Here is a 7,224-nt window from a genome sequence, read left to right on the forward strand (position 1 = left end):
CCCCCCCCCCCCCCCCCCTCCCCCCCCCCCCCCCCCCCCCCCCCCCCCCCCCCCCCCCCCCCCCCCCCCCCCCCCCCCCCCCCCCCCCCCCCCCCGCGCCCGCGGGCACCTTGTGCCGCCGCACAACATGGCTCCGGGCCCGCTGTGCGGGCGCCGCCGGAACACTCCCGGCCCTGTACGCACCGCCGGGCAGCTGATGCCATGCCCGGCATGTTTTCCGCAATGCGCGCAACTCCGACCCCGTACGCCCTGACAGACCGGCGCGGTCCGGCCGCGCGGGAGCCCCGACCGTGAACGGCGGCGACGGGCAGTCGCTCGCCGTCGTGGTCTTCCTCGGTTTCGTCGCCGTCTCCCTGCTCCTGTGCGGGCTCGCGGCGGCCGACCTGGACGACCCCGAGCACTTCTACGCGGGAGGCAGCGCCGCCTTCGGCCCGGTCGGCGGCGGGCTCGCCATCGCGGGCGACTACATCTCCGCGGCCACCCTGCTCAGCACCACAGGGGCGGTCGCCCTCGACGGCGCCGACGGCATGCTCTTCGCCGCCGCCACCGTCCTCTCGCTCTACCTGGTCCTGCGGATCCTGAGCGAACCCCTGCGCCGCAGCGGCGTGTTCACACTCGGGGACTTCCTCGCCGACCGGCTCGGTGACCCGTCCGTCCGAAAGGCGCTGGGCGTCGCGAGTCTCGTCGTCCTCGCTCCGCTGCTCCTGGTGCAACTCACCACTGCCGGACGCATCATGGCCGCCATGTTCGGCCTGCCCGACGGCGCGCTCACCGGCTGCACGGCCGCCGGAGGCGCCCTCATGATCGGCTACGCGGCGGTCGGCGGCATGCGCGGCGTCGGCTACGTACAGATCCTCAAGGTCGGTGTGGCGCTCACCGCCCTCTCACTCCTCGCCGGCATCGTCCTCGCCCGGTACGGATGGTCGCCCCTGGCCCTGTTCGACGCCGCCCGCGACCGCTCCGGAGCCGGCGCCGCCTACGCCCGCCCTGGCCTCCACTTCGGCTCCTCCGTCGCCGGCCGCCTCGACCTGATCAGCTTCCAGAGCACCCTGCTGATCGGCGCCGCCTGCCTGCCGCACCTCACCATGCGGTTGCACCCGCTCCGGGACGTCCGCACGGCGCGGCGTGCCGTCGGCTGGGCCGTGGGACCCGTCGCGGTGGTGTGCGCGGGGGTGGTGGTGGCCGGGCTCGGGGCCTGCGCCCTGATCGGCCGGGACGCCGTGCGGGCCGCCGACCCCGGGGGAGCGACCGCCCTGCTCATGGTGACGGGGGCGCTCGACCCGGCCGCCGACGGCGCGCGGCACAGCATGCTCTTCGCGATCGTCGCGTGTGCCGTCTTCGCGACCACCCTCGCCGCCGTCGCCGGCATCACGCTGGCTGCCGCCTCCAGCATCGCCCGCGACTTCCGCGGCCGGTCCGCGCACAGCGCGGGGACATGGTCGGCCGCGGGGGAGATCCGGCGGGCACGGACCGGCATCGTGCTGGTGGGAGCCGTCGCCGTCGTGATGTCGGTCCTTCTCGCGGACCGCGGCAGACTGACGCTGATCTCGTTGTCGTTCACCGTCGCGGCCTCGGTGCTCGCGCCGGTCCTGCTGTACGCGCTCTTCCTGCCGGGGCACTCCGCGACCGGTGTGCGCTGGACGGTCTACGGCACCATCCCGCTCATCGTGCTGCTGCTGGCCGGCTCCCCGGCCGTCACGGGCACGCCCATCGCGGTCTTCCCCGACCACGATGTGCACTGGTTCCCCCTCCAGACCCCGGGGCTGATCACCATTCCCGCCGGTTTCCTGCTCGGACTCGTCGGCCGCACACGGTCCGCCACGGACCGGCGGCGTGGCCGGCGGGTGCCGTCGCGGCAGCGGAGGCCGGCAGCGGCGGGCCGGCATCAGATGACGAGGTTCGAGGACGGGTCCGGACGGGCCTGACCGTACGTACGCGCGGGTCCATCGCCGTACAGAGCGCCGGATAGACTCCCCGGCATGGTCCGATCGTCCCGTGGTGAGGCGACCCCCGGGATGTGGCGGCGCGAGGCGGGCACCGCGCTGCGCCGGGCGGTGGCGCTGCCGCGGGACGCGGGCGTCTCCCACGCCATCGTCGCCGGGTTCCGGATACCCCGCGTTCCCACGGAGTGGGCCCCGCACGCGCACACCGCGCACGAGCTGGTCTGGGTGCGCGGGGGGACCCTGACGTCCCGGGTGGAGGACCGCGTCTTCACCGTCGTCGAGGGGCACGGGCTGTGGATGCCCGCCGGGGTGGTGCACGGCGGCCGGGCGACGGCGGGGGCCAAGTTCCACGACGCCTTCTTCGCCCCCGACCGCACGCCGTTCGCGTACGGGGAGCCGAAGGCGATCACGATGACCCCGCTGCTCGAATCGCTGCTCACCCATCTGTCCCGCACGGACCTCGACGCGGCGGCCAGGGCGCGGGCGGAAGCGGTCGTCTTCGACGTGATCCAGCCGTCGGAGCGGCAGTTCGCTCTGCAACTGCCCGGTGACGCCCGCATCGACGTGATCGCCGAGGCGCTGCTGGACGATCCCGCCGACGCTCGCTCGCTGGAGGAGTGGGCACGGTCGCTGGGGATCAGCGACCGCACCATCACCCGTGCGTTCCGCCAGGCGACAGGTCTCACCTTCGCGCAGTGGCGGCAGATGCTGCGTGCGCACCGGGCGCTGACGCTGCTCTCCGAGGGTTTCGACGTGCTGACCGTCTCCGAGGTGCTCGGCTATGCGCAGCCCAGCTCCTTCATCGCGGCGTTCCGGCGGATCATGGGGACCACGCCGGGCGCCTTCTTCGACGCGGACGACAGCGCCGCGGGGAGTGTCCGGAATGCCGTATCGGGTGTCCGGAACGCGTGATTGTCGACGCGACAAGCGGAATATAACCTTCTCCGAGTTAGGTAACCCTTAGTTCCTGCTCGCCGTGAACGGTGCTGTCCGTGCGCGGGCGGGTTCGCGGCCCCGGCCTGTGACGGCCGGACGGAGGGTGCCGCACTCCCTGCCCCTCCGACCCTTCGGACTCATCGATGTTCACAAGCCCCTTCCGGCACGCCGGGCGCCGCGTGCCGGACCCCGCCGCGCCGGTGGCCGCTCTCCACGGGCACGAACTGGTGCTGCGGTACGGCGGCGAGCCGGTCGTCCACGGAGTCTCGCTCGCTCTCGAACCGGGCCGCGTGACCGCCCTGGTGGGCCCGAACGGCAGCGGGAAGTCCACGGTGCTGCGCGCCCTCTCCCGACTGCACCGGGTGGACGGCGGCCGGGTGACACTCGGCGCCGAGGGGCAGCCCGAGCGGGACGCGGCCCTGCTCGGCCCCCGCCAGTTCGCCCGCGAGGTCACGCTGTTCTCCCAGTCGAGGCCCGCGCCCCAGGGGCTGACGGTCACGGAGGTCGTGACGTTCGGACGCCACCCCTACCGGCGCGGCTTCGCCGGACCGACCGCGCGGGACCGGGCCGCCGTCGACCGGGCCATGGGGGTCACCGGCGTACGGGACATGGCCGGCCGGTCGGTCGGGGAACTCTCCGGCGGGGAGATGCAGCGCGTCTGGCTCGCGGCCTGCCTGGCCCAGGAGACCGGCGTCGTGCTGCTGGACGAACCGACCAACCACCTGGACCTGCGCTACCAGTTCGAGACGCTCGACCTGATGCGCGATCTCGTCGACGAGCACGGCATCGCGGTCGGTGTCGTCCTGCACGACCTCGACCAGGCGTCCCGGGTCGCGGACACCCTCGTCCTGATGCGCTCCGGCCGCGTCCACGCGGCGGGCACACCCGCCGACGTCCTCACGGCCGAGAACATCGGCGAGGTCTACGACATACGTGTCGAGGTCACCCTCGACCCCCGTACGGGCCGGTTCCGTATCGATCCACTCGGGCGCCACCTCTCCTGAGGCAGCAGGTACGCCCTTCCCACGCACTGCCGATGAACCGAGAAAGAGGACCCTTCATGAACCGTGCCCGCCGTCTGGCGGCGTCAGCCTCCACGGGGCTCGCCCTCCTCGCCGCAACGGCCTGCGGTACGACCGACGTCGACAAGGCCACGGCCGGCAGCAGTGCCGCCGCGTCGCCCGCGTCGAAGAACTGCGCCGAGGACTCCACCACCACCTCGACGAAGCCGGTCTCCTTCAAGGACGGCGTCGGCCGACAGGTGAAGCTCGACAAGCCGGCCAAGAGGATCGCGGTCCTGGAATGGCAGCAGGTCGAGGACGCGCTGACCCTGTGCGTCACCCCCACCGCGGTCTCCGACGCGAAGGGATACAGCACCTGGGTCAGCGCGGAGAAGCTGCCCAGCGGGGTGACAGACATCGGCACCCGCGAGGAGCCCGACCTCGACACCCTCTACGCGGCCGAGCCCGACCTCATCGTGGTGGAGGCGTTCGACGCCGAGGACGAGACGATCAAGAAGCTGGAGAAGCGAGGCGTCCCCGTGATGGCGACGCGCGGTGCGAACCCCGACGACCCGATCGGGAACATGCGCGAGGTCTTCAGCATGATCGGCGAGGCGACAGGGCGCACCGAGCGCGCCGACCAGGTGCTCAAGGAGTTCGACCAGCGCCTCGTGACGGCGAAGAAGCAGGTCACCGACGCCGACCTGCCGACCAAGGACTTCCTCTTCTTCGACGGATGGCTCCAGGGAGGCAACCTCACCGTCCGCCCCTACAGTGACGGCGCCCTGTTCACCGAGATAGGCAAGGAACTCGGCATGACCCCCGCCTGGACCAAGGCCGTCGACAAGGCCCACGGGGACGGCGGCGTCGATCCCGCGTACGGCCTCGCGCAGACCGACGCCGAGGGACTCACCGCGGTCGGGGACGCCAACCTCTTCTACGCCAACGACGAAGGGGCCGGCGGGTACGTCGCCGCACTGAAGAAGAACCCGATCTGGAAGACCCTCCCGGCGGTCGAGGAAGGCCGCGCCCACGCGTTCCCGGCGCGGGTGTGGGGCGCCGGCGGTCCGCGCTCCTGCGAGCAGGCGATCGACGCGTACGTCGACGTACTCGACAAGAAGTGAACGCATCACGGACACCGGCCCCGGCCGCCGGACGGGGGTCGCTGCCGCGCGCCGAGCGCGGTGGCGGCCCCGCCGGGGCGGCCGTGCTGGCACTCCTTCTCCTCGTGACCGCCCTGGTGGGCGTATGGCACTTGACGCAAGGCACCTCGGGCGTCGGCGCGGGCGACCTGGTGCGCTCTCTCACCGGCGACCGGGACCACACCGGTGACGCGCCGGTCGGCGAGATCTTCACCGGCTCGCGCCTGCCGCGCCTGCTCGCGGGCGTCGCGGTGGGCTTCGCCCTCGGCTGCGCCGGCACACTGCTCCAGTCCGTCACGCACAACGCGCTCGCCTCGCCCGACACCCTCGCGGTCACCGCCGGGTCCTACTTCACGCTCACGCTCGTCACGGCGTTCGGTCTCACCGTCCCGCTGTGGGCGTCGGGCGCCGTCGCCTTCGCCGGCGGTCTGGTCGCGGCGGCGCTCGTCCTGGTCCTCACGGGCCGGGCCGCCGGCACGGCCGGCACCCGCCTCATCCTCGCCGGATCGGCGACGGCGATGGCCCTGGACGCGGCGACCGGGATGCTCCTCATCCTGTTCGACAAGAACACGACCGGCCTCTTCGCCTGGGGAAACGGTTCGCTCACCCAGCTGAACATCGACGCGTCCGTCCGCGCCTTCCCCCTGGTGGCCGTCGTGCTCTGCGTCGCTCTGGCACTGTCCCGGCGCCTGGACGTGATGAACCTCGGCGACGACACCGCCTCCACGCTCGGCGTGCCGATCCGGACCACCCGCCTCACCGCCGTGCTCTGCGCGGTCCTCCTGACCAGCACGGCCGTCACCCTCGCCGGCCCGATCGCCTTCATCGGCCTCGGCGCCCCCGTCCTGGCCCGGCTGCTCGCGGGACGGGTCACGGCGCTCCGCCGCCACCTCCTCCTGGTACCCGCCGCCGGGCTGCTCGGCGCGCTGCTCATCCTGCTGGCGGACGCGACCCTGCGCGCCGTGCAGGGCGCGGACGGGGCCGCGTCGATCCCCACCGGCGTACCGACCGCGCTGCTCGGCTCCGTCGTGATCGTGGTCTTCGCACTGCGTCTTCGTGACACCGGTCAGCTCCGGCAGCCCCCACGCGCGCGCGTCGCCGTACGGTCGCGCCGCGGGTTCCTTCTCGTCGTGCTCGGCACGGCGGCGCTCCTGGCGGCGGCGGCCCTCGTGGCGGTCCTCGCGGGCAGCCTCTGGCTGCGGACGGGAGACATCGCGCTCTGGGCCAGGGGCACCGCCCCCGAGCTGATCGGCCACGCCCTCGACGACCGGGTCCCGCGCATGCTCGCCGCGGTCCTCGCCGGCGCGGCGTTGGGCCTCGCCGGCTGCGCCGTGCAGAGCTCCGTACGCAACCCGCTGGCGGAACCGGGGGTCCTCGGCATCACGGCGGGCGCCGGCCTCGGCGCGGCCGGCGTCGTCACGTCCGGGCTGCCCGGCGGCCGGCCCGTGCTCATCGCGGTCGCGGTGGCGGCGGGGCTCGCCACCTTCGCGGTGATCACCCTGCTGTCCTGGCGCGGCGGCTTCCTGCCCGACCGCTTCGTCCTGATCGGCATCGGCTTCGGGTACGGCCTCAGCTCCGTCACCACCTTCCTGCTGCTGCGCGCCGACCCGTACAACACGCCCCGGATCTTCACCTGGCTCTCCGGCACGACCTACGGCCGGGAGCTGCCCGACGTCGTACCGGTGGCGGTGGCCCTGGCGGTCGCCCTGCCCGTACTGCTCGCCATGCGCGGCCGACTCGACCTGCTCGCCGTCGACGAGGACACCCCGCGCATCGTCGGCGTCAGGGTGGAACGCACCCGTGTCACCGCGCTGACGATCGCCGCGGTGCTCGCGGCACTCAGCGTGATCGCCGTCGGCGTGGTCGGCTTCGTGGGGCTCGTCGCCCCGCACCTCGCCCGGTCGTTGGTGGGCGCCCGGCACAGCCGCGCCGTCCCCGTCTCGATGCTGCTCGGCGGTTTGCTGGTGTGCGTGGCCGACACCCTCGGCCGCACTCTCGTCGCGCCCGCCCAGATACCGGCGGGGCTCATGATCGCCCTGGTCGGCGCACCGTATTTCATCTGGGTGCTCCGGCAGTCCCGCGCATGACCCCGAGCGGCGGGGGGGGGGGGGGGGGGGGGGGGGGGGGGGGGGGGGGGGGGGGGGGGGGGGGGGGGGGGGGGAAGAACGAGGAAGGGAAGGAAACAGGCACACCCCCCCCCCT

5 protein-coding genes are annotated in these 7,224 nt (G+C 73.6%); all 5 read left to right on the forward strand.

Features of this window, described 5'->3' with window-relative positions; genetic code table 11:
* The first annotated feature begins 290 nt into the window (after window positions 1-290).
* The 5 genes from ACZ45E_RS28910 (at window position 291) to ACZ45E_RS28930 (ending at window position 7,109) form a co-directional block, all read left to right on the forward strand.
* Window positions 291-1,925 (forward strand): sodium/solute symporter, encoded by a 1,635-nt coding sequence (locus ACZ45E_RS28910; RefSeq protein ID WP_468225946.1) that lies wholly within the window; start codon window positions 291-293, stop codon window positions 1,923-1,925.
* 54 nt (window positions 1,926-1,979) lie between these two features.
* Complete coding sequence (locus tag ACZ45E_RS28915; protein WP_468225949.1) at window positions 1,980-2,855, forward strand: helix-turn-helix domain-containing protein; 876 nt, start codon at window positions 1,980-1,982, stop codon at window positions 2,853-2,855.
* 167 nt (window positions 2,856-3,022) lie between these two features.
* The gene (locus ACZ45E_RS28920) at window positions 3,023-3,883 is read left to right on the forward strand and encodes an ABC transporter ATP-binding protein (protein ID WP_468225951.1); all 861 of its coding nucleotides are present in this window, start codon (window positions 3,023-3,025) and stop codon (window positions 3,881-3,883) included.
* 56 nt (window positions 3,884-3,939) lie between these two features.
* Window positions 3,940-5,004 (forward strand): iron-siderophore ABC transporter substrate-binding protein, encoded by a 1,065-nt coding sequence (locus ACZ45E_RS28925; protein WP_468225954.1) that lies wholly within the window; start codon window positions 3,940-3,942, stop codon window positions 5,002-5,004.
* Entirely contained in the window at window positions 5,001-7,109 is a 2,109-nt protein-coding gene (locus tag ACZ45E_RS28930; protein WP_468225956.1) for an iron ABC transporter permease, read from the forward strand. The genes ACZ45E_RS28925 and ACZ45E_RS28930 overlap by 4 nt, the downstream gene beginning before the upstream one ends.
* Window positions 7,110-7,224 lie beyond the last annotated feature (115 nt).

The organism is Streptomyces sp. NPDC030991 (assembly GCF_055571235.1).

Coding starts and splice junctions, on each gene's coding strand:
- ACZ45E_RS28920 (WP_468225951.1), top strand. CDS start 3,023: ATGTTCACAAGCCCCTTCCGGCACGCCGGGCGCCGCGTGCCGGACCCC.
- ACZ45E_RS28925 (WP_468225954.1), top strand. CDS start 3,940: ATGAACCGTGCCCGCCGTCTGGCGGCGTCAGCCTCCACGGGGCTCGCC.
- ACZ45E_RS28915 (WP_468225949.1), top strand. CDS start 1,980: ATGGTCCGATCGTCCCGTGGTGAGGCGACCCCCGGGATGTGGCGGCGC.